Source organism: Thiobacillus denitrificans ATCC 25259, from assembly GCF_000012745.1.
Lineage (GTDB): Bacteria > Pseudomonadota > Gammaproteobacteria > Burkholderiales > Thiobacillaceae > Thiobacillus > Thiobacillus denitrificans_B.
Window position 1 is genome coordinate 1,351,064 of record NC_007404.1, and the last position, 23,438, is coordinate 1,374,501.

Genomic DNA, 23,438 nt, shown 5'->3' on the forward strand with positions numbered 1-23,438 from the left:
CGCGACACCGTGCTGAGCGACGCCGACTGGAACGCGATCCGCCTGAGCATCGAGCTCGCCGGCATCACGACGCTTCTGCTGCTCGTCATCGGGACGCCCATCGCATGGTGGCTGGCGCGCACCCGTTCCGCGTGGAAAGGCGCGGTCGGCGCCGTGGTCGCGCTGCCGATCGTGTTGCCGCCGACCGTGATCGGCTTCTATCTGCTCGTGCTGATGGGCCCTGAGGGGCCGGTTGGCCGGCTGACCCAGGCGCTCGGAATCGGCGTGCTTCCGTTCAGCTTCGCCGGCCTCGTCGTCGCGTCGCTGTTCTATTCGCTGCCCTTCGTCGTCCAGCCGCTGCAGAACGCGTTCGAGACGATCGGCGAGCGGCCGCTCGAAGCCGCGGCGACGCTGCGCGCCTCGCCGCTCGACCGCTTCTTCAGCGTCGTGCTGCCGCTCGCGCGCCCGGGCTACCTGACCGCGGGCGTGCTCGGCTTCGCCCACACCGTCGGCGAATTCGGCGTCGTGTTGATGATAGGCGGCAACATTCCGGGCGAGACGCGGGTCGTCTCGGTGCAGATCTACGACCACGTCGAAGCGCTCGAATACGCGCAGGCACACTGGCTCGCGGCCGCGATGCTGGCGTTCTCCTTCGTCGTCCTGCTGGCGCTCTATACGCTCAATCCGGGCGGGCGGCGAAAATGAGCGGCGCCGGCGAGGCAGCTATCCGCGCGCGCTTCCGCCTCGACTGGCCGGGCTTCGCACTCGACGTCGACCTCGATCTGCCGGGGCAGGGCGTGACCGCGCTGTTCGGCCATTCGGGCTCGGGCAAGACCACGCTGCTGCGCTGCATCGCCGGCTTGGAGCGCGCGGCCGAGGGCGAACTGCGCGTGCGCGGCGAGGTCTGGCAAGACGCGACGCGTTTCGTGCCGACGCACCGCCGCCCGCTCGGCTACGTGTTCCAGGAGGCGAGCCTGTTTCCGCATTTGTCCGCGCGCGGCAATCTCGAATACGGCATGAAACGCAGCCGCGAGCCGCTCGCGCGCGCCGCGCTCGACGACGTCGTCGGACTGCTTGGCATCGGCCGTCTGCTCGACCGGCGACCCGAGCAGCTTTCCGGCGGCGAACGCCAGCGCGTCGCGATCGCGCGCGCGCTGGCCGTGAAGCCGCGGCTGCTGCTGATGGACGAGCCGCTCGCGGCACTCGACTTCGCGCGCAAGCAGGAAGTTCTGCCTTACCTCGAGCGTCTGCACGACGAACTCGATATTCCGGTGCTCTACGTCAGCCATGCGCCCGATGAGGTCGCGCGACTCGCCGACCACCTCGTCGTCATGCAGGATGGGCGCGCGCATGCCTCGGGCCCGCTGGGCGACACGCTCGCGCGCCTCGATCTGCCGATCCGGCTCGGCGAGGACGTCGGCGTCGTGCTCGACGCGGTCGTCGCCGCGCGCGACCCGGCCTGGCATCTGGTCGAGATGGCGTTCGCCGGTGGCCGCCTCTGGGCCCGCGACAACGGCCAGCCGCTCGGCCACCGCGGGCGCGTCCGCATCCTCGCGCGCGACGTCAGCCTCTCGCGCGCGCCGGTCAGCGGAACGAGCATCCTCAACACCTTGCCCGCCGTTGTCGTCGACAGCGTCGACGACGGCCACCCCGCGCTCGTGCTGGTCAAGCTGCGCGTCGGCGACTCGCCGCTGCTCGCGCGGCTGACGCGGCGTTCGGCGCACGCGCTCGAGCTTGCGCCCGGCCGGCAGGTGTACGCCCAGATCAAGGCGGTGGCGCTGGTCGGCTGAACGCCGGCCGCGCCGCGCGACCAACCCCCGCTTCGTTATCTGGCGAGGTCTCCCCGCACCGCTTTCGCAATCCGTTGTCGCGCTGCGCAGCAGCCGTCGCAGCTGCGCGCGAGCCGTGGTAATACAACGTAACAATTCGCCATCATCCGCAAGCCAATCGGCCTGCGGATGGCGCTACGCTTGGCTTGTAGCAATCACAAGGAGCCGAGGATTTATGAAGAATGCGAGAAGCAGCAAAGCAAAGGCATGCGCCGTAGCAGGATTTGCATGGTGTGCCATCGGACAGGCCTTCGCGGCGACGCCGCCCGACGTGAAGCTGACCTTCATCGAGATCAACGACCTCCACGCCAACCTGATCGGGCACAAGGACCTCGTCCGCAAACCCGACGGCACGACGGCCGTGGCGATGCGCGGCGGCATGGCCCGCATCAAGACGATCATCGACGGCGCGCGCAGCACCAATCCCAACACTGTCGTCATGAACGTCGGTGATACCTTTCACGGCGGCGTCGAGGCCTTCTATTCCCTCGGCAACGCGGTCGCCGGCCCGCTCAATGCGCTCGGCATCGATGTCGGCGTGGCCGGCAACTGGGACTACTATTTCACGCCCGGCATCACGCGCGCCCGCTACGGGCGCATCGTCGGCCTCGAGGACGACGTCGTCGAGGCGACGCTGCCGGGATTCGACAATCCGGTCCCGATCAAGCGCCCCAACTTCCCGAACCTCGGCGCCAACGTCAAGGACATGACCGACCCCTTCATGCCCAAGGATTTCTTCGCGCCGACGCACATGATCACGCGCCAGGGCGTCAAGATCGGCTTCATCGGTTTCACCTCGGACATCGTCGAGCAGATGCACCCGCTGCTCGCCGAAGGTATGGATTTCGCGTACGGGCTCGAGGAACACAAGAATCTGATCATCCAGCACGCGCGCGCGCTGCGGCGGCAGGGCGCCGACATCGTCGTGCTCATGAGCGAGCTCGGCATCCACAAGGACATCGCGCTGTCGAAGCGCCTGGCCGCGATGCAGTCGGCGGGCGAACTCGAAGCGGGCCTGCTCGACGCCGTGTTTTCGGCGCATACGCACGAGTTGACCGAAAAGCCGGTCGCCGTGTCCGAGGACGGCAGCCCGCTCTACGCACCCGTCGTCGAGGCGGGCAACGACGGCCAGCTGGGCCGCCTCGACGTGACGATGCGCTACAAGGGCGAGACGACGACACGGCTCGGCCTGCGCCGTGCGGTCACGGAGCAGCACTGGACGCCGGCCGCCACGCAATGGCAGATCCTCGAGGTCGGCGAGTCCGTCCCCGAAGACCCGACGGTCAAGCAGCTCGTCGACGCCGAGCGCGCGCCCTTCCTCGTGCCCAACCCCAAGCTGCACGCGCTGCCCTTCGTCATGCAGTCGCTCAATCAGCCGATCGACACGGTCGTCACCCATATCGAGCCCGGCAGCATCGTGCACCAGGACGCGCTGTTGTCCGGGGTCATCCATCGCAACCATTCGAACGAGAGCACCTTCAACAACGTGTTCACGCAGATGCTGCTCGACCTGAGCCACGACCCCGAGCTCGCGATCCCCGACGCGAAAGTGTCGATCTCGCCGGCCTTCCGCATGGGGGCGACGATTCCCGAAGCACGCTATCTGATGGAGAACGGCGTCGTCGCGACGGGCGCGCTCACGCTCGAGGACGTCTATCGCTTCTTCCCGATGTACTACGGCGTGGTGACGGCGCAGACGACCGGTGCGGACCTCAAGCGACGCGTCGAGGATTCGTTGAAGCACACCTATTCGTCCGACGCCTTCAACCACGGCACGGGATGGGCGACGGCCTGGGGGGGTGTGAAGCAGACGCTCGACCTCGGGCGCGGCGACCCGCGCGAGGACGGCCAGTTGAGCCGCCTGCTGTCGCTGCGTTACGACTCGGGCGAGGAGGTCAGGGATGATGAAGTCGTCACCGTGATCGGCTGCCGGCGCCTGCCGATCGATTATGTCGGCACCGTGTGCGGGCAGCCCGGGTTCGCGAACGAACAGACGGTCAAGCGCGCGGGCGGGGTGCTGCCGATCTCGATGATCGATCTCTTCGTCGACACGCTCAAACGGGGCTACAAGCTCAAGACGTCGAAAACCTCGGTCGAGGACCTGAGCCGGTTCGCGATGTTTCCGTCGACCCCCTTCATCCAGCCGCTCGAAGGGACCGGCGGATACGTCCAGCCGGCGCCGACTGAGGACCCCTGCGGCTATCTCAAATGGAAGTGCCAGCCCGATCAGCCGCTCTGAAGTCACGACGTCAGCCGCCGTGACCGCTTGACGGTTCACGCAAACCGCTGAAATATGGAGCCCCGGAATCTGTTCCGGGGCTTCTTTTTTTTCTCAGCTTATCCCTCGCTGCCGCCCGCGGTCCCTGCGCCGCGGGCGGCGCGCCTGCGTGAACACCGTGATACATCCCCCTATGGAGAGCAAGCGCATTTTAGTAGTGGACGACGACCAGGAACTGCTCGACATGGTCTGCCGTTACCTCGGTGAAAACGGCCTCGACGCCCACGCGGCGGCCGACAGCGTGCACATGGACGCCTGGCTGGCGAGCAGCAGGCCTGACCTGATCGTGCTCGACGTGATGCTCCCCGGCGAAGATGGCCTCTCGGTCGTGAAGCGGCTCAAGTCGCGGCTCGACGTCCCGGTCCTGATGCTCTCGGCGCGCAGCTCGGACGTCGACCGCATACTCGGCCTGGAAATGGGCGCCGACGACTACCTGACCAAGCCGTTCCACCCGCGCGAGCTGCTCGCCCGCATCCATGCGCGCCTGCGCAGGTCGCCCGCCCCGCGGCAGGAAGACGCGCTCGAGGCGGGGTCTTTCCGCCTCGATTTCGTGCGGCGTGACGCCTACAAGCACGGCCAGCCACTCGCGCTGTCGACCGCGGACTTCTCGCTGCTGTCGCTCCTGATGCGGCATAGCCACCGGGTTCTCGACCGCACCCAGCTCGTCGACCTGGCGTCGGCGATGGAGCGCATGCCGTTCAACCGCTCGATCGACGTCCGCGTCGCGCGGCTGCGCCGCAAGATCGAGGACGACCCGGCGCAGCCGCGCTACATCCGCACCGTGCGCGGCAGCGGCTACCTGTTCGTGCCCGACGGTGGCGACGAGCGGTGAAGCTGCTGCCAGGCAGTTTTTACTATCGAACCGCGGCGGCGCTGTTCATCGCCACGCTGGCGAGTTCGGTCCTGCTCGTCGGCATCGGCTGGCTGCTGGTCGGCAAACCGATGGTCAAGCACCAGGCGATGACCTTCGCCAGGCAGATCCAGAACGCCGCCGACACCTATCGCATCGTCGCCGGGCCCCGACGCGCCGAATTTCTTGCGCACCTCGAGCGCGACCAGGCCCTGACGCTCGAGCCGGGGGCGACATCGGCGCTGAGCGGCGAACGTCCGCGCCTGCCGTATTTCGGCCATCTCGAAGCGGCGGTCTCGCAACTCGCCGGCAGGCCGGTCCCGCTGCTGCGGCGCGGTGAGGTGTATTCCTTCGATTTTCCGCTCGGCGACACGCGGCTGCGTTTTCATTTCAACGAAAACAGGACCGGTGCGGCGCCGGTCCTCGCGCTCTCGGCGATGACCGTGTTCGCGGTCCTCTCGAGCCTGCTGGCGGCCGTGCTCGTCGGCAAGTACACGGCGCGCCCGATCGAGACGATCGCCCACCGCACCGAGGCCCGGCACGAAAGCGGGCTGCGCGGGCCGATTCCCGAGGAGGGGCCGCGCGAGCTGCGCGAAATCGTCCGCAACTTCAACCAGATCAGTTCGCAGAACCGCGACCTGATCAACAGCAGTTCGATCATGCTCGCCGGCATCTCGCACGACCTGCGCGCGCCGATCACGCGTGCGCGCATGGCCCTCGAACTCGCGCGCGCAAGCATGGACGAGAGCCTGGCGCTGCGCATCGAGCGCGCGCTGATCCAGATGGAAACGCTGATCGCGCAATATCTCGACTTCACCGGCGGCAGCATCAAGGAGGGCGCCTCACCGCTCAACATCTCCGCGCTGCTCAGGGAGGTGATGCAGACCCACAAGCATTCCGAAATCCATCTCGACGTGTCGTGCGAGGAGGTCGCCTACCTGCCGTCGCGCGCGTTCATCCGCTGCGCACAGAACCTGATCGACAACGCGGTCAAGCACGGCCGTGGCGCGCCGATCGACGTCTCGTTCCGCAAGAGCGCGTCGATCTGGACGCTCGAAATCGCCGACCGGGGCCCGGGCATCCCCGACGCCCAGCTCGAGCGCGTCTTTCAACCCTTCCTGCGCCTCGACAACGCGCGCACTCAGACCGGAAGCGGACTCGGGCTCTCGATCGTCCAGGAAATCTGCCGCACCCAGGGCTGGTTCATCACGCTGCTGCCGCGCCCCGGCGGCGGCCTGATCGCGCGCCTGGCCCTGCCGGTCGCGGTGCAGAGTTGAGCAGGCCGCAAACGCTTCGCAGGGATGGCGGCCCGCGGCGCTGCCGGCACGTCGGGCGCCGCGCCCGGGTCCGCGCGCACGATCCGACCCGCAGACGCGCTTTATCCGGGTGTCTTGTGCTTCACTAGCGGTATGAGGTGTCTGCTGCTGGTCCGCTTCGTCAGTTCGTTCTGCCTGCTGCTCGGCGCGGCGGTGCTCTTTTTCGCGCTCGCCGGCGCACCGCGCGACCTTGCCCCGCTTGTCGACGCGGTGAGCCCGAAGAGTGCGCTCATCATTGTTTTCGCGGCGCTGACCCTGATCCTCGGCGAACTTGACGCACGCTGGGCGCGGCGCGTGCGCGTCGGCCTGGGCGCGGGAATCGTCGTGCTCGCCGCACTCACGCTTGTCCAGCAGGGCCTGCGTCTATATCCCCACCTGGCGGCCTGGCCCTGGGCGCTGCTTTTGAGCCTCGACGTGGGGATCCCTGCCGGCGCCGAGACCTTCCGCGCCGTGAACATGGCGACGACCGCAGCCCTCGGCTTTGCGCTCTTCGGCGTCGCACTGATATTGCTCGAGCGGCTCGGACGCCCCGTGGTGCTGTGGACCGTTCAGCTGCTGTGCGCGGTCTGCTTCATGCTCGCGCTGATGGTCGTCATGATCCACGTAATGGGCGTGTCCTTCGTGCTCGACGGTGAGGCGCCGGCCGGTCGGGAAGCGGGCTGGCCCGCGGCGGCGGCGCTGCTGCTGTTGAGCGTCGGGCTTTATTTCGGCGTCAGCCGCCACGCGGAGGCCCGCGCGTACTACGCCCGCTACGAAGACCACAAGATCATCGGCGTGACGACCTTTCTGCTGCTCGTGACCGCAGTCGGTGCGGGGCTCGCCGGCGCCGGCATCCTCTTGCGCCAGTCCTACGAGGTGTCGCAACAGACGCTGAAGCAGACTCAGGCAAGCAAGGCCATCCTGTTCCACGACACGCTCATCGCCGCGCAGAACCAGGCCTTGCGCGTCGCGCGGCTGGTGGGCGAACTCGAGGGCAGCCACCTCCGGTCGCTTTTCCTTGGCCTCAACGATTCGCGCACGGCCACTGACGGCGCGCAAAAGAACTACGAACTGGCGGCGCTCGAGATCATCGAGCCCGACCTCGGCCGGACCGTGGCGCTCGGCGAGATCGGCGGCGAAACGGCTCGCGTCGCGCTGCGCGAACCGGCGAACACCTGGCTCGTGCGGCGCGGCGCCTGGCTGCTCGAAAGCCATATCCCGATCGCGCGGGCCGGCGGCTTCACGGGCACGCTCGTCACCCACATCCGCCTGCACCGCGTCGAGCAGCTGCTCGAGCAGGCGCGCGGTCTCGGGCAGACCGGCGCGCTGGTCGTCTGCGCGCCGCGCGACGCGACGAGCATGCAATGCCTGCCTTCCCGGCAAAACCCGCAGCACGGGCGCGTCATGCTGCAGCGCGTCGGGCCGCCCTTGCCGATGGCGCGCGCGCTCGCCGGCGAAGAGGGCATCGCCGTCGCTTACGACAACTTCGGCGTCAACGTCATCTCCGCCTACGGGCCGATCGGTTCGACCGGTCTCGGCATGGCACAAAAAATCGCGACCGCCGAGCTCTACGCGCCGCTGCGTGAACGCCTTGGCCTGGTCGTCGCCAGCGTGCTCGGGCTCACGCTCGTGGGGGCGGCGCTGCTCTGGCGTCTCGTTCACCCGCTGACCTCCCGGCTGCTCGAGACCCGGGCGTATCTGCAGGGGCTGACGAACAGTGTTCCGGAAGCGGTCATCACGACCGACGAAGGCGGTGGGATCAAGACGTGCAATCCGGCGACGACCGCGCTGTTCGGATACCTCGAGCCCGAGCTTCAGGCACGGAAAATCGGCGCGCTTTTCGCACCGACGTCGGCGGTCGCCGAGCGGGCGGACGAACTGATCGACAGCAGCGGAAGGATGCGCAGCACCGGCAAGGTCGCGCTCGAGCGCCTCGGCAGCCGGAAGGACGGGACGAGCTTCCCGGTCGAACTGACCGTCACGCCATTCAACCTCGAGGGCAAACGGCGTTTCGTCGCGGTCGTGCGCGACGTGTCCGCGCGGCAGGCGGCCGAAGAGGCCTTGCACCGCAGCGAGGAGATGTTCCGCGCGCTGGTCGACAACGCCCCGGACGTCATCATCCGCATCGACCGCGGGCACCGTCGGCTGTACGCCAACCCCGCGTTCGAGACGATCACCGGCCTGGCGCGGCACGCCGTCATCGGCAAGACGCACGAGGAATCGGGCATGGCCGCGCTGGTGAGTCTCGATTGGTACGGGACGGTCGACGAAGTGTCCGAAACGGGGCAGGACAAGGTCGTCGACTTCACACTGCACGGCCCGGCCGGGCCCCGCTTTCTCCAGGTCCGTTTCGTTCCCGAGCGGGCGCGCGACGGGTCCGTCCAGTCCGTCCTCGCGCTGGGCCGGGACGTCACCGTGGCGAAACAGGCGGAGGCCGTCCTGCGCGAGAGCGAGAACCGCCTGCGGCGGATCACGGGCCACGTGCCCGGCATGGTTTTCCAACTCGTGAGCGCGCCGGGCGCGGAGCCGACGTTCAGCTACGTCAGCGAAGGGGCGAGCGCGCTCTGCGGGCTGGCGAGCGAAACGGTGCTGGCCGACGCGCCACGCTTCCTGGATCTGATTTTCGACGAGGACCGGCCGCTGTTCGAGCAGTCGATGGCGCAGTCGGCGCGCGGGCTCTATCCGTGGAGTTGGGAAGGGCGGATACGCGCGGGGAGCCTCGGCGAAACCTGGGTCAGCCTGCGCGCTACGCCAACGCTGCTGCTCGACGGCGGCGTGGTCTGGGATGGCATCATTCTCAACGTGACCCAGACCAAGCTCAACGAACTCGAACTGCGGCAGTCGCGCGAATCCCTGCGGCTGCTGACGGCTCACCGCGAGGCAGTGCGCGAAGACGAGCGCAAGCATATCGCGCGCGAGATCCACGACGAACTCGGACAATTGCTCACCGCGCTGCGCATGGAGGTTTCCGCGGTCGGCATGGCCTTCGGCCGCGATAATCCGGAACTGGACGAGAAAGTGCGGTCGATGAAAACGGTCATCAACCAGACGATCCAGACGGTTCGCCAAGTGGCGACGTCCTTGCGCCCGGCCGCGCTCGACCTCGGGCTCGAGACCGCGATCGACTGGCTGGCGAGCGAGTTCTGCAAGCGTAACGCGGTCGAGTGCGCGGTCGCGATTCCGGGCGAGATCGCGCTCGACGAAGTCCGCGCGACCGCGCTGTTCCGTATCCTGCAGGAAACGCTGACCAACATCGCGCGTCACGCCGGCGCGACCTCGGTCTCGATAAAACTGAAAACGACCGGCGAGGAGATCTGCTTGAAAGTCACCGACAACGGCCGCGGCTTCGACCCCGAGGAAGCGAAGCAGGGCGGCAGCTTCGGCTTGAAGGGAATCGCCGAACGCGTACTCATCCTCGGCGGAACGATGACGATAAAAAGCGCACCGGGGCAGGGGGCGGAACTCGCGGTCTGCATCCCGGCCGCGGACCCGGCAAGCGGAGGGGTGCAATGATCCGAGTGCTGATCGCAGACGACCATGCCGTCGTCCGCCAGGGCCTGCGGCACGTGCTGTCCGCCTCGCCCGACATCGTCGTCGCCGCCGAGGCGGCGGACGGATTCGAGGTGCTCGAGAAGATCCGCAAGGAGGCCTTCGATCTTGTCTGCCTCGACCTGTCGATGCCGAATCTGAGCGGTATCGACCTGATCAAGCGGATTAGGCTCGACTGCACGACCTTGCCGATCCTCGTCCTCAGCATGCACAACGAGGCGCAGTTCGCGGCACGCGCGCTGAAGGCAGGCGCGGCCGGCTATCTGACCAAGGACAGCGACCCCGAAACGCTGATCGGGGCGATCCGCAAGGTCGCCTCGGGCCGGAAGTTCATCGACCCGACGCTGGTCGACGAATTGATCTTCGAAAAAATCCTGACCGACGAGCGCGCGCCGCACGAGCAACTGTCCGATCGCGAATTTCAGATCGTCCGGCTGATCGCGCAGGGCGAATCGCTGAACCAGATCGCCGACAAGCTCTCGCTCAGCGCCAAGACGATCAGCACCTACAAGGCGCGAAGCATGCAGAAGCTGGGTATTTCGAACCATACCGAGCTCGTGCGCTACGCCATCGCCCACCATTGGATATGATCGCGCGCCGTCACTTCTGCGCTCGCGCGTAGGGATTCCCTTACAGACAGACGGGCCGCTTCGCCGCCTGCGAATCGGCCCGCGAGCCCAGGCCGGGCGCGCTGCTCGGCCCCGATGCGGGCCGTCTCGCCTGCCGCATCTTCTGATTTTTCACCTCGACGGGCGCGCCGGATTTCCCTACAGCGCCGTCAGCCCATCACCCGAAATGCTTCCTGCGCCGCATCGCGCGATTGCGGCTTCCACACGCTGATCTTCAGCCGCACCTGATTTTTTCCAAGCGCGTCCCCACGCACCATAGCGCCTCCGAACAACGGGCTCGCCCGATCGGTTTTTGTCAGCCAAGACCAACTGTTAGAGGAAGCGCAATGAGTGACAACACGAATACTCCGCACGACAGCGACGCGGAGCGGGGAGAGGCCAGCACGCTGAGCCGCCGCGAAATGCTGAAGAGCCTGGGAATGGCTGGCGCCGTGTGCGCCGTCGGCCTGACCGCCGTCAAGGGGGCACAAGCGGCGCTGCCGACCTTGTCCACGCCGTTCTCGGTGGCGACGAACGAAGGCTTCCCGCTGCCGAAAAGCCCGGAAGAGATCTGGTCGCTCGACTACGCCGGCAACCTGTTTCCCGGCATGCGCAACGGCCCCGCGCTGTCCGCGTTTTTCTACCCCGCGACCGGCATGTACATCGAGGACAACGGCTCGATCAAGGTCGCCGACGCGCGCAATTCGCTGATCCGCAACATCTCCAACCTCGGCGACGTGACGATCTTCAGCGGCAGCATGCAGCAGTATCCGTTCAAGGACGGCAGCGCCGTCGACACGAACTTCAACAGCCCGAACGACATCGACAAGCTCAGCGACGGCACCTACGTCGTGGGTGATCGCGAGAACAACGCGATCCGCCGCGTGTTCGCCGACGGCTCGGTCAAGACGATCGCCGGCCAGGGCAACTGCAAGAACAAGTACAACGGCGACCAGAGCATCGGCACCCAGGCGCTGCTCAACCGCCCGTTGACGCTGACCGTCGCCCGCGAGAACACCGCGTGGCACACCGTCGACACGGTCTACTTCTGCGACCGCGACAACCAGCTGATCCGCAAGCTCGTCCCCAACGGCGACGGCACCTTCGCCGTCGTCACCGTCGCCGGCACGCCGCCGACGCCCGGTGCCGACCCCTGCGGCGCCTTGACGTATTACCCCGGCCGCGTCGACGGCCCGACCGCCACGGCGAAATTCCGCGGCGCCTGCGGCATCGTGCTGAGCCCCGATCAGCGTTACCTCTACATCGCCGAACGCGACAACAACATCGTTCGCTGCATCGACCTGATGAACAACGTCGTCAGCACCTATGCCGGCGTGCTGATGGTCGGCCAGAAGCAGGGCGCTTTCGTCGACGGCCCAGCCAACGAGGCGCGCTTCAACGGCTGCTCGCAGATCGACTACGACAACGCGGGCAACCTCTACGTCGCCGACCGCTTCAACCACGTGATCCGCAAGATCACGCCGAGCGCCGATCCGATGGTCGGCAAGATGGTGTCGACCTACGCCGGCGTGCCGATGCAGAGCGGCCGCATCAGCGGGCCCGCGAGCAAAGCCAAGTTCTACGAGCCCTGGGGCCTTTCGGTCGACCGCAAGAACAACCTGATCTTCATCGGCGATACGGCGAACAGCCGCGTAGCCGTGATCGGGCCGTACAAGGCGATCTGGGCCGCATTCGTCGAGCGGGTCAACAAGTCCCGTCTGTTCGAATACCAGCAACTCATGGCGCTGTACCAGAACTACTACCGCGGCGAGCAGATGCGCGATCCGCAGATGCCGAAGTCCTACGCCAGCGAAAGCACGGGCGAATTCAGCGCGCCGGACGGCACGCTGTTCAGCGACGCACCGCGTTCGACCTACTAAAGCCAACCCGAGGGGGCTCGCCCCCCTCGTATTCAACCTCAAGTGGAGCAACGAAAAATGCAAAAAGGGATTCTTTCCCGGGCCGTACTGGCCACCTTCGCCGCCGGCGCGATCACGGCGGCATTTCCTGTGGCGGGCCAGACGCTCGCCACGACCGCGGCCACCCTGCCGGTGCAGAAGCCCGCCCCGGACAGCAAGACCATGAAACTCACGCTGCTGCAGATGGGCGACATTCATGGCCACATGATCCCGCGCGCCCACCTGCGCAACGACGGCAACGGCGCGATGCTCGGTGGCCTCGCCTACATGTACAGCAAGATCCAGGAGATTCGCGCCAGGAATCCGAACACGCTGTTGTTCAACACCGGTGACACCATCCAGGGCAGCGCCGAGGCGCTCTACACCAAGGGTCAGGCGCTCGTCGACGTGCTCGACCGCTTCGGCGTCGTCGGCTTCGCGCCCGGCAACTGGGATTACCTCTACGGCGCCGAGCGCTTCGTCGAGCTCTTCGGCAGCGGACGCTGGGGCGCGGTCGCGGCGAACGTCTATTACGATCCCGCGATCTACCCCGACAAGGCTGGCCAGACTGTCCTGCCGCCTTACCGCATCCTGACCGTGAACGGCCTGAAGATCGGCGTCATGGGCCTGAGCACCGAGCGCATCACGCTGGCCCCGGGACCGTTCGCCACCGCCGGCCTGATCGCGACCAGCGAGGGCCAGGAAGTCCCCGGCGTCATCGACACCCTGCGCAATCAGGAAAAGGTCGACCTCGTCATTCTGGTTTCTGAATTCGGCCTGGCGAAGAACGTCCATTTCGCCGAAAACTTCCCCGGCATCGACGTCGTCCTGTCGGCCGACATGCACGAGGAAACCCGCGATCCGATCACGACCAGCAACGGCACGATCATCAGCGAGGTCGGCCAGGACGGTACGCGTCTCGGTCAGATCGATCTCGACATCCGTGACGGCAAGATCGCGAGCTGGAAATACACCTTCAACACGATCGACACGAGCACGATCCGTCCGAACCCGGTCATCGCGCAACTGGTCGCCGAGAAGCGCAAGGAGTTCGTCGCCGGCAAGTTCTTCAAGAAGCACGTCAATCCGTTCAACGGCATGGTGCTGAAGACGCCGATCGACAAGGTCGTCGGCAAGGCCGATGTCGCGCTGCATCGTTCCAACTACTCGGACGCCGCCGTTCCGGGCGCGATCGAGGGAACGTCGCACAACTTCATCGCCGATGCCTTCCGCGAGCAGGCCGGTGCCGATGTCGGCCACATGCGGGGCTTCCGTTACGGCACGCACATCGCGCCGGGCGACATCAAGCTCGACGATCTGTACCACTACATCGCGATCGGGCCCCAAGTGGCGAAGACGACGATCACCGGCCAGATGCTCAAGGACGATCTTGAAAACAACGCCGCCGGCTCGTTCAACTCGGACATCTTCAAGTGGACGGGCGGCTGGCAGCAGGCGCTGAGCGGCGTGCGCTACGACCTCGACCTCTACGCCTCCCTGGGCGCACGCGTGCAGAACGCGCAGGTGTTCAACCAGGCGACCGGTCAGTGGGAGCCGCTGGATCCGGCCAAGAGCTACAGCTACGCGGGCTATTGGTACGACCAGGCGCCGAAGAAGGTCGGGGCGCTGGTTTCCGCGAACCCCGTCACTGCGGTGAAGGGCGCCGCCGGCGAGACGCTGGACGGCACCGAGGTCGTCGTCAACTACCTCAAGACGCACAGCGCGAACCCGGGTGAGAGCCGTATCCGCCTGGTGAACCCGCTGCCGGCGGCGGCTTACGGCAGCGCCGAGATCCAGCCGCTGAAAGGCGTGAGCAGCGCGTACTGAGGCGTGCGGGGGGCGTCGCCCGAGTGGGCGGCGCGGCAGTCCCCCGTCGCAGTAAATGTTGCGGGCGTCGATCGACGTCGACCGGCGCCCGCAGCCAACGGTTGTTTTGCAAGCGAGAGATGCCCATGCAGTGCAACAAACCCAATTCCCGTTTCCTTGGCAAAAGCCGGGGATTCACGCTCCTCGAACTCCTCGTCGTGCTGGTCATCATCGGCCTGCTCGCGGGGTACGTGGGGCCCAAGTATTTCGCCCAGATCGGCAAGTCCGAGGTGAAGACCGCGCGCGCTCAGATCGACGCGCTGGAAAAGGCGCTCGACCAGTACCGCCTCGACGTCGGCCGCTACCCGGCGACCGAACAGGGCCTGGCCGCGCTGACCGAGCGGCCGCAGGACGAAGCCAAATGGGCCGGACCCTACCTCAAGAAGGCCGCGCCGCTCGACCCCTGGGGCAAGCCCTACGTCTACCAGCAGCCCGGCACCCACGGTGAGTACGACCTGTCTTCCTACGGTACCGACGGCCAGCCTGGCGGCACCGGCGAATCCGCCGACATCACGAACTGGTAAGCGCGATGGCACAGTTCGAGGTCCGTGGGGTGGGAAGCGCGTCGGCGATCGTCTCGCTCGTGCTCGAGGCGCCTGACGCCGCGAGTGCCGAGGCGCGCGCCGCCGCCGACGGCCTGACGGTGCTGTCGGTCCGCCGCCGTGCGAGCGGGGACGGCTGGCGCCTCGGCCGCGCGAAGCGCTTCCCGCTCCAGCTTTTCACGCAGGAACTGCTGGCCCTGCTCAACGCGGGCCTCGCCCTGGTCGAGGCGCTCGAGGCGCTCGCCGAAAAGGAGGCGCGGCCCGAGAGCAAAAGCGTTTTCGACCAGCTGCTGCGCGCGCTTTACGAAGGGCAAACCCTGTCGGCGGCGCTCGAGAAGCTGCCGGCGGTTTTTCCCGCGCTCTACGTCGCGAGCATCCGGGCGAGCGAGAAAACCGGCGACCTGCCGGAGACGCTGCGCCGCTACATTGCCTACCAGGCCCAGCTCGACGTGATCCGCAAGAAACTCGTCAGCGCGTCGATCTACCCGCTCGTGCTCATCGGCGTCGGCGGGCTCGTCGCGCTGTTCCTGATGGCCTACGTCGTGCCGCGCTTCAGCGAAGTCTATGAAGGCCTGGACGGCGACCTGCCGCTGATGTCGCGTCTGCTCATGCAGTGGGGCCAGTTGCTTGAACAGCACGGCAGTGCGGTGCTGCTCGTGCTGGCGGCGCTGCTGGCGGGCCTCGTCTTCGGTCTCACCCGGCCGGCGCTCAGGGCCTGGGCGGGACAAAAGCTCTGGCAGATTCCATCGGTCGGCGAGCGCATGCGCGTCTACCAGCTCGCGCGTTTCTACCGCACGCTCGGCATGCTGCTCGCCGGCGGCGTCTCGATCGTGCCGGCCCTCGACATGGCGTCGGGAATCCTCCATGCCTCGCTGCGTGACGGCCTTGCACGGGCCGGCGCGCGCATCCGCGAGGGGCAGCCGATCTCGTTCGCGATGGAAGCCAATGGTCTGACCACCCAGGTCGCGCTGCGCATGCTGCGCGTCGGCGAGCGCACCGGGCAGATGGGCGAAATGATGGAGCGCATCGCGGCCTTCTACGACGAGGAAATGGCGCGCTGGGTCGACTGGTTCACCAAGCTGTTCGAGCCCTTGCTGATGGCCGTGATCGGGGTCGTCATCGGCGCACTCGTGGTCCTGATGTACATGCCGATCTTCGAACTCGCGGGGAGCATTCAATGAGCATCGCGCAACAGGTTGCGGCCGACACCGCGTTTCCGATCAGTGCCGGGCAGTTCGGCGCGGCGCGTGCCGAGGCGGCGCGCAGCGGGCGCCCGCTGCTGAACGTGCTCGACGAACAGCTCGGCCTGCCGGCGCAGGACTTCGTGCGCCGCCTCGCGCATACCGTGCATTACCCCGTGCTCGACGCGCACGCGCTGCGTTCGCTCACGCCGGCCTTCGATCTCGTGCCCTACGCCGAGGCGTTCGCGCACGACTGTCTGGTGCTGCGCAACGCGGGCGGGCAGCTTTACCTGGTTCTGGCCGATCCGTTCGCGCCGGACCTCGTTGCCTGGGCCGAAGGCCGGCTCGACCGGCCCTTTACGCCGGCGCTCGTCGCGGCGGCCGATCTCGCGGCGCTGCTCGCGCATCACGAAGACCAGCTGCGCGCGATGGACGCGATGGTGCTGTCCGAGACTGCGCCGGACCGCTCGGCGGAGGAGATCGAGGACCTCTCGCTCAAGGCGATCAGCGAGGACAGCAGCCCGGTCGTCAAGCTCGTGCGCTCGACGCTCTACGACGCGCTCAAGAGCGGCGCGAGCGACGTCCACCTGGAAACCGGCGCGACCGGGCTCGCGATCAAATACCGGATCGACGGCGTGCTCAGCGCGGTCGGCAACGCAGCCGGGCAGGACACGGCTGAGCAGGTCATTTCGCGCATCAAGGTGCTTGCCGAGCTCGACATCTCCGAGCGGCGCGTGCCGCAGGACGGCCGCTTCAAGGTCGCGGTGCGCGGACGCGAAGTCGATTTCCGCGTCTCGATCATGCCGAGCGTGTTCGGCGAGGACGCCGTCCTGCGCGTGCTCGACAAGCAGACGCTCTCCGACCAGATGCAGGGCCTGCGGCTCGACAGCCTCGGCTTCGACGCCGACAGCATGGCGATGCTGCGGCGCATGGCGCGCGAACCCTACGGAATGATCCTGGTCACCGGCCCGACCGGTTCTGGCAAGACGACGACGCTTTACGCCGCGCTGTCGGAAGTGAATACCGGCCTCGACAAGATCATCACGATCGAGGACCCCGTCGAATACCACCTGCCCGGGGTGCTGCAGATCCCGGTCAACGAGAAGAAGGGCCTCACTTTCGCGCGCGGCCTGCGCTCGGTGCTGCGGCACGACCCCGACAAGATCATGGTCGGCGAAATCCGCGATCCAGAGACCGCGCAGATCGCGGTTCAGTCCGCGCTGACCGGCCACCTCGTGTTCACGACCGTGCACGCCAACAACGTCTTCGACGTGCTCGGCCGCTTCGTCCACATGGGCGTCGACGTATACAGCTTCGTCGCGGCGCTGAACGGCATCTCGGCGCAGCGCCTCGTGCGCCAGATCTGCAGCCACTGCGCCGAGCTATATGTGCCGAGCGCCGAACTGCTCGCCGAGTCGCGGCTCGCCGCCGACGCCGTCGCCGGGTTCGACTTCCGCATCGGCCGCGGTTGCGAACACTGCCGCGGCTCGGGTTACCGCGGGCGGATCGCGATCGCCGAAATTCTCCTGCTCAACGACGAGCTGCGCGAACTCATTCTCGAGCGCGCACCGATCCGGCAACTGAAGGAGGCCGCACGCCGCAACGGCGTGCGCTTCCTGCGCGATGCCGCGCTCGAACTCGTGCGCAAAGGGCAGAGCACCTTACAGGAAATCAATCGTGTCACTTTTGTCGCCTGACGCGCTCTACGTCGCCCTCGCGCCCGAGCACGTCGCCCTCCTGCACGTGCGCGGCGGCCTGCGCCCGCGCGTGCTCGCGCGCGAGTCGGTCGCCGTGGATGCCGCTTCGACCACGGGCGCGGCCGAAAACTGGCGCGCCACCCTCGAGGCGATGCGCCACGCCATCGACGGCAAGCCCTTGCGCGGCGCGCGGACCCACGTCGTGCTCGCCAACGGCTTTGCGCGCTACCGGCTGGTGCCGTGGCGCAGCGGCCTGCGCGACCGCGAGGAAAAACAGGCGCTCGTCCGCCACGGCTTCGCGCGCGTCCACGGCGAACGCGTCGAGCGATGGGCGCTGCGCTGGAGCGAAGGCGGCGCTTCCGAACCGGCAGTCGCCTGCGCCATCGATCAAGGACTGCTCGCCGGGATCGAGGCGGTCGCCGCCGACGCAGGCCTGCGCCTGCTCTCGGTCCAGCCCTACCTCGTCACCGCGTTCAACGCCTGGCGCAAGCAGCTGCGCGAGAACACGGCATGGCTCGTGCTCCCCGAGCGCACGCGCGTCTGCGTCGCGCTGTTCGAGAACGGCGTCTGGCGGCACGTCGCCGTGCGCGCGTTGTCCGGCCGGCTCGACGAGGCGCTGCCGGTCCTCCTCGATCAGGAAGCCTTCGCCGCGCAATTGCCAGGACTTGCGGCCCCCGTCTATGTCCACGCGCCCGCGGCCATGGTGCCAGGGCCGCGTGCCGAGGACGAGCCGGTGCACGCGCTGACCGTCGCCGACGCCGCGCGCTTCGGCGCCGCCCGCCACCGCGCCCACGCGCTCTCGCTTTTCGGAGGCGACGATGCGTGAACTGAAGATCGATTTCGCAGACACCCGCCGCTTGCCGCGCAGCGTGACGCTCGCGCTGCTCGCGGTGTCGCTCGCGCTCGCTGCCACCGCCGTCGACGCCTACCGCGACGCGCGTGCTGCGCTCGACTACTGGCATGACGAAGTCGCGCAACGCCAGGCCGCGAGCAGCCGGGCGGCGCGGACGCCGGCGCCGGCGCGCGGCGTGGACAAAGCCGCTGCGGCGGAGCTTGCGCAGGCCCACGAGATCGCCGCGCAGCTCGCGCTGCCATGGGATCCGCTGTTTCGCGCGGTCGAAGCGGCGACGCCTGCGGACATCGCACTGCTCGGCGTCGAGCCGAACGCGCAGAAACGCAACCTCAGGCTGGTCGGGGAGGGCAAGGACATCCATGCGGTCCTCGGGTATGTGCGACAGCTCGAAGCGCAGCCGCTGCTTCGCGACGTCTATCTGCTCGACCACGGCACGTCCGACGCCGACCCGCAACGGCCGGCGCGTTTCGTCATCGAGGCGGCGTGGGGAAGCGGATCATGATGGCGGCGCTATCCCTGTTGCGCCGTGCCGAGCGCGCCATCGGCCGCAGCGGCCTTGGCGCGCTGCTCGTGCTTGCCGGCGCAGCGGCCTTCCACCTGCTCGCGGTGATGCCGCTCGAGGCCGAGATCGCCGACCTGCGTGCACAGGCCGACGGCCTGCAGGCGACGGCGCAGCAAGCGCGGCGGGCGACGGCCGCACTCGAGGGGTCCGAGCAGTTGCAGACCTTCTACGGGCTCATTCCCGCGTTCGGCGACGCGCCACTCCTGCTGAACGAGGTGTTCGGCACGGCGGCCCGCTCGGGCGTTCGCATCGACGCGAGCCATTACCGGATCGCCGAGGACAAGGGCGGCCGGATCACGCGCTACGAAATCACGCTGCCGGTGACGGGGTCCTACGTGCAGGTGCGCAACTTCGTCGCGTTCGTCCTGAGCTATGTGCCGAGCCTGTCGCTCGATGCGCTCGCGATCCGCAAGGACAAGATCGACGACGGCGAGGTCCGGGCGGACATCCGGATGACGCTTTATCTGGAGCGTGCGTCATGAGCCTGTCGCCGGCAAAAAGAAAGATCGCCCTCGGCGTCGCGCTCGCGGCGACGCTCGGCGCGACGGTGTGGGTCGGCGAGCAGGAAGACGCCGCGCCCGAACTCGTCGCGCAGGCGGTGCCGCGGCCTGCCGCCGAGTCGGCCGGGCGGCCGGCGCCGCCCGCAAGCGGCCCGGCGATCACGCGCGGCGGCCTCAAGCGCGAGATTTCGCGCGAGCCGGTGCCCGACGTCTTCGCCGCGAAATCCTGGTACGTGCCGCCCCCGGCGCCCAAGTACGTTCCGCCGCCTCCACCCCCGCCGCCCCCCGCGCCGGTGCCGCCGCCATTGCCCTTCGTCTATCTCGGCAAGCTCGTCGACAACGGTGAAATCACGGTTTTCGTCGTGTTCAAGGGCCGCAATCTCGCCGTCAAGGCCAACGAGGTGATCGATTCGACCTACCGGATCGACAGTGTCGACGCACGCAGCATGGCGCTGACCTACCTCCCCCTGGACATGAAGCAAACCCTCTCCCTCGGAGAAAGAAATTGAAAACGAAGCACGTCGTTGTGAGTCTTGTCTGTGTTCTGGGCCTTTCGGGCTGCGCTGCCGACCGCGCCTTCACCCGCGGCAAGGGCATGCTGGAGCAGGGCCAGACCGAAGCCGGTCTGCGCGAGGTCGAAAAGGCCGCGCGCATCGCCCCCGAGAACAAGGAATACCGGATCTACCTCGCGCGCCAGCGCGAGGGCTCGATCAACACGCTGCTCGGTGAGGCCGAGCAGGCGCGGCGGACCGGGCGCCTCGACGCCGCCGAGCAGGCCTTCCGTCGCGCCCTCGCGCTCGATGCGGAAAACCGTCGGGCGGCGGACGGCCTCGAGGCCGTGGCGACCGCGCGGAAGCATCGCGTGCTGCTCGCCGAAGCCGAGACGCTGGCCGTGCAGGGCAATCTCGCAGCCGCGGCGACGAAGCTCGACACCGTGCTCGCCGAGGACCCGCGCAGTGCCGAGGGCCGCGCGCTGAAGACGCGACTCGCCGCGCTGAAGGCCGAGAAGCGGTCGGAACTGCCGGGCTTGCGCTCGCTCTTCGAGAAGCCGATCACGCTCGAATTCCGCAACGCCGACCTCAAGGCGATCTTCGAAGTCATCTCGCGCAGCGCCGGGATCAATTTCATTTTCGACAAGGACGTCCGCCAGGACCTCGTCGCGAGCATCTTCGTCAGGAACACGCGCATCGAGAGCGCGATCGACTTCCTGCTCATGAGCAACCAGCTCGCGAAGAAGGTGCTCAACGAGAACACGGTTCTGGTCTACCCGAACATCCCGGCGAAGACCCGCGACTACCAGGATCTTCGGGCCAAGACCTTCTATCTCGCGAGCATGGACGCCAAGCAGGCGCTCAACATCGTCAAGACCATCGTCAAGACCCGCGACGTCGTCATCGACGAGAAGCTCAACACGCTCGTGATGCGCGATACCCCCGACGCGATCCGGCTCGCCGAAAAACTGCTCGGAAGCCAGGACCTCGCGGAATCCGAGGTGCTGCTCGAGGTCGAAGTGCTCGAGGTCAGCCGCAGCCGCCTGAGCGACATCGGCATCACGCCGCCGACCGAGGCGACGTTCCGCACGCTCGGTCCTTCGGGCGCGCCGAGCACGACGCTCGCCGATCTCAAAGGGCTCAACTCCGGGCTGATCGGGGTGTCGTCGCTGAGCGCGAGCGTGCGCGCGCGCATGGACAACGGCGATACCAACCTGCTCGCGAACCCGCGCATCCGCGTCAAGAACCGCGAGAAGGCCAAGGTGCACATCGGCGAGCGCGTGCCGATCATCACGACCACGGTGACCTCGGCCGGCACGACGAGCTTTTTGCCCGAGACGGTCAACTATCTCGACGTCGGCATCAAGTTCGAGGTCGAGCCGCTCATTTCGCTGAACGACGAGGTGACGATCAAGGTCGCGCTCGAGGTGAGCAGCCTCGGACAGAAGAGCGTGACCAAGAGCGGCAGCGAGGTCTACCGGGTCGGCACGCGCAACGCGTCGACGACGCTCGCGCTGCGCGATGGCGAAACGCAGGCGCTGGCTGGTCTCATCAGCGACGAGGAGCGCGAGACGGTCAACGGGATTCCCGGCTTCGGCCGCATCCCGGCGATCGGCCGGCTGTTCGCGAGCAAGAGCAACAGCACCGACAAGACGGAGATCGTCCTCCTCATCACGCCGCACATCGTGCGCAATCTCGACCGCACGGCGCTCACCGCGTCCGACTTCGCGGCCGGCACCGATTCGGCAGCCGGCAGCGCGCCGGTGACGCTGCAGGCGATCACGCCCGAAGTCATGCGCGCGGTCGAGGAAGGCACGGCAGGCGCGCCGGGCGCGGCGCCCGCGGCGCCGGCGGACGCACCCGCAGGCGGCCAGGCGCCAGCCGGGGTGGAGATCGGACGCGAACCGGCGGCCGAGGGCGGCGACGCCGCGGGCGAACCGGCCGCAGCGCAGGACGCCGAACCGGGGAACGCAGCGCCCGAGCCCTCCGCCGACGGCGACGCACAGGAAGGGTCCTAGCATGGGCGCCTCCCGCCAGCAGCCGGCGCGGGCCCGCCGCCGCGGGGCCGGCTTCACGCTGATCGAACTGGTCGTCACCGTCGCGATCGTCGGCATCCTCGCGACCGCAGCGATGCCGATGGCCGAAGTGACGGTGCGACGCAGCAAGGAGCAGGAATTGCAGCGCGCGCTGATCGAGATCCGCAGCGCGATCGACGCCTACAAGGAGGCCTCCGACACCGGGCGCATCGCCCGGGCGGCCGACGCGAGCGGCTATCCGGCTTCGCTCAGGGTGCTCGTCGAGGGCGTGCCCGACGCGCTCGCGCCGCAGGCGGCGAAGATCTATTTCCTGCGCCGTGTGCCGCGCGACCCGATGACGACCGACCGGACGCTGCCGGCCGAGGAGACTTGGGGCTTGCGCAGCTACGCGAGCAGCGCCGAGGCGCCGCAGGAAGGCGAGGACGTCTACGACGTCTATTCGAAGAGCGACGGGGTCGGCCTGAATCAGGTGCCGTACCGGGAATGGTGAAGACGATGGTCATGCGCAAGCGAGGCGCGGGTTTCACGCTGATCGAGATTCTCGTCGTGATGGCGATCGTCGCGACCCTGCTGACGATTGCCGCGCCGCGATATTTCAACCAGAGCGACCGGGCAAAGGAGGCCGTGCTGCGCCAGAACCTCGCGGTGATGCGCGACGCGATCGACAAGTATTACGGCGACGTCGGCGTCTATCCCGAAAGCCTCGACGCGCTCGTCGCCGGCAAGTACCTGCGCCGCATTCCGCCCGATCCGATCACCGAGAGCGACGCCACCTGGGTGACCGTCTCGCCTGAGGATCCGGCGCAGGGCAGGGTATTCGACGTTCGCAGCGGCTCGCCCGCGCACGCGGCATGGTGAGCGTCGCGCCGGCGCGACGCCGGCCAGGGCGGCCAGCGCAGGGCGGGTTCACCTACATCGGCCTGCTGGTGCTGATCGCCTTGCTCGGCTTCAGCCTCGCGGCGACCGGCGTGGTCTGGAGCCAGGCGCAGCAAAGGCAGAAGGAACGGGAGCTGCTTTTCATCGGCAACCAGTTCCGCGAGGCGATCGGCCGCTATTACCGCAGCACCCCCGGCCCGGTGAAGGAATATCCGCAGAAGCTTGCCGATCTGTTGCAGGACCCGCGGCAGCTCACGACGCAGCGCCATCTGCGCAGGATCTACCGCGACCCGATGACCGGGGAGGCCGACTGGGCGCTCGTCACGGCGCCGTCGGGCCGGATCATCGGCGTCTACAGCCATGCGTCGGGACGGCCGATCAAGCAGGGAAATTTCCGCCACCGCGACCGCGGTTTCGCCGGCAAGAACCACTATTCGGAATGGTGGTTCGTCTACACGCCGGTCGAGCAGGCGACGGAAGCCGAGGCGCCCGGCTAGGCTCGGCATGTCGACCCGCGCCCGGCTCGCGCCGGTATCGGGTCAGCCTCG

The 23,438-nt window shown here is 67.7% G+C and carries 20 protein-coding genes; all 20 read left to right on the top strand.

What is annotated here, in order from left to right:
* Nucleotides 1-9 precede the first annotated feature (9 nt).
* The 20 genes from modB (at nucleotide 10) to TBD_RS06540 (ending at nucleotide 23,387) form a co-directional block, all read left to right on the top strand.
* Entirely contained in the window at nucleotides 10-684 is a 675-nt protein-coding gene (gene modB, locus TBD_RS06445) for a molybdate ABC transporter permease subunit (RefSeq protein ID WP_011311796.1), read from the top strand.
* Complete coding sequence (modC, locus tag TBD_RS06450; RefSeq protein ID WP_011311797.1) at nucleotides 681-1,769, top strand: molybdenum ABC transporter ATP-binding protein; 1,089 nt, start codon at nucleotides 681-683, stop codon at nucleotides 1,767-1,769. Before modB ends, modC begins: the two co-directional genes overlap by 4 nt.
* 214 nt (nucleotides 1,770-1,983) lie before the next feature.
* A complete protein-coding gene (locus tag TBD_RS06455; RefSeq protein ID WP_011311798.1) occupies nucleotides 1,984-4,047 on the top strand; it encodes a bifunctional metallophosphatase/5'-nucleotidase in 2,064 nt (687 codons plus the stop codon).
* 148 nt (nucleotides 4,048-4,195) lie between these two features.
* Nucleotides 4,196-4,918, top strand: a complete 723-nt coding sequence (locus tag TBD_RS06460; RefSeq protein WP_238376506.1) for a response regulator — start codon at nucleotides 4,196-4,198, stop codon at nucleotides 4,916-4,918.
* Nucleotides 4,915-6,213 carry an ATP-binding protein gene (locus TBD_RS06465; protein ID WP_011311800.1) on the top strand — a complete coding sequence of 433 codons (1,299 nt, stop codon included), beginning with the start codon at nucleotides 4,915-4,917 and terminating at the stop codon, nucleotides 6,211-6,213. Before TBD_RS06460 ends, TBD_RS06465 begins: the two co-directional genes overlap by 4 nt.
* A gap of 132 nt (nucleotides 6,214-6,345) precedes the next feature.
* A complete protein-coding gene (locus TBD_RS14230; protein ID WP_049750222.1) occupies nucleotides 6,346-9,744 on the top strand; it encodes a PAS domain-containing sensor histidine kinase in 3,399 nt (1,132 codons plus the stop codon).
* Nucleotides 9,741-10,370: a response regulator gene (locus TBD_RS06475; RefSeq protein WP_011311802.1), complete on the top strand. Its 630-nt coding sequence runs from the start codon at nucleotides 9,741-9,743 to the stop codon at nucleotides 10,368-10,370. The genes TBD_RS14230 and TBD_RS06475 overlap by 4 nt, the downstream gene beginning before the upstream one ends.
* 365 nt (nucleotides 10,371-10,735) lie before the next feature.
* Nucleotides 10,736-12,268, top strand: a complete 1,533-nt coding sequence (locus TBD_RS06480; protein WP_011311803.1) for a hypothetical protein — start codon at nucleotides 10,736-10,738, stop codon at nucleotides 12,266-12,268.
* A gap of 57 nt (nucleotides 12,269-12,325) precedes the next feature.
* Nucleotides 12,326-14,113 (top strand): bifunctional metallophosphatase/5'-nucleotidase, encoded by a 1,788-nt coding sequence (locus TBD_RS06485; protein WP_011311804.1) that lies wholly within the window; start codon nucleotides 12,326-12,328, stop codon nucleotides 14,111-14,113.
* A gap of 125 nt (nucleotides 14,114-14,238) precedes the next feature.
* A complete protein-coding gene (gene gspG, locus TBD_RS06490; protein WP_041432451.1) occupies nucleotides 14,239-14,676 on the top strand; it encodes a type II secretion system major pseudopilin GspG in 438 nt (145 codons plus the stop codon).
* 5 nt (nucleotides 14,677-14,681) lie between these two features.
* On the top strand, nucleotides 14,682-15,875 hold the full coding sequence (locus TBD_RS06495; RefSeq protein ID WP_041432453.1) for a type II secretion system F family protein: 1,194 nt from the start codon (nucleotides 14,682-14,684) through the stop codon (nucleotides 15,873-15,875).
* Nucleotides 15,872-17,572 carry a GspE/PulE family protein gene (locus tag TBD_RS06500; protein WP_011311807.1) on the top strand — a complete coding sequence of 567 codons (1,701 nt, stop codon included), beginning with the start codon at nucleotides 15,872-15,874 and terminating at the stop codon, nucleotides 17,570-17,572. Before TBD_RS06495 ends, TBD_RS06500 begins: the two co-directional genes overlap by 4 nt.
* The gene (locus TBD_RS06505; protein ID WP_011311808.1) at nucleotides 17,553-18,398 is read left to right on the top strand and encodes a hypothetical protein; all 846 of its coding nucleotides are present in this window, start codon (nucleotides 17,553-17,555) and stop codon (nucleotides 18,396-18,398) included. The genes TBD_RS06500 and TBD_RS06505 overlap by 20 nt, the downstream gene beginning before the upstream one ends.
* On the top strand, nucleotides 18,391-18,927 hold the full coding sequence (locus tag TBD_RS14235; protein WP_011311809.1) for a PilN domain-containing protein: 537 nt from the start codon (nucleotides 18,391-18,393) through the stop codon (nucleotides 18,925-18,927). The genes TBD_RS06505 and TBD_RS14235 overlap by 8 nt, the downstream gene beginning before the upstream one ends.
* Nucleotides 18,909-19,469 (top strand): hypothetical protein, encoded by a 561-nt coding sequence (locus TBD_RS06515; RefSeq protein WP_238376507.1) that lies wholly within the window; start codon nucleotides 18,909-18,911, stop codon nucleotides 19,467-19,469. Before TBD_RS14235 ends, TBD_RS06515 begins: the two co-directional genes overlap by 19 nt.
* Nucleotides 19,466-19,996, top strand: coding sequence for a hypothetical protein (locus tag TBD_RS14960; RefSeq protein ID WP_011311811.1), 531 nt, complete (start codon nucleotides 19,466-19,468; stop codon nucleotides 19,994-19,996). Before TBD_RS06515 ends, TBD_RS14960 begins: the two co-directional genes overlap by 4 nt.
* Complete coding sequence (locus TBD_RS06525; protein ID WP_011311812.1) at nucleotides 19,993-21,996, top strand: secretin N-terminal domain-containing protein; 2,004 nt, start codon at nucleotides 19,993-19,995, stop codon at nucleotides 21,994-21,996. Before TBD_RS14960 ends, TBD_RS06525 begins: the two co-directional genes overlap by 4 nt.
* Before the next feature lies 1 nt (nucleotide 21,997).
* Complete coding sequence (locus TBD_RS06530) at nucleotides 21,998-22,504, top strand: type II secretion system protein (RefSeq protein WP_011311813.1); 507 nt, start codon at nucleotides 21,998-22,000, stop codon at nucleotides 22,502-22,504.
* 5 nt (nucleotides 22,505-22,509) lie between these two features.
* Nucleotides 22,510-22,872, top strand: coding sequence for a type II secretion system protein (locus tag TBD_RS06535; RefSeq protein WP_049750287.1), 363 nt, complete (start codon nucleotides 22,510-22,512; stop codon nucleotides 22,870-22,872).
* A complete protein-coding gene (locus TBD_RS06540) occupies nucleotides 22,866-23,387 on the top strand; it encodes a type II secretion system protein (protein WP_011311815.1) in 522 nt (173 codons plus the stop codon). The genes TBD_RS06535 and TBD_RS06540 overlap by 7 nt, the downstream gene beginning before the upstream one ends.
* Nucleotides 23,388-23,438 lie beyond the last annotated feature (51 nt).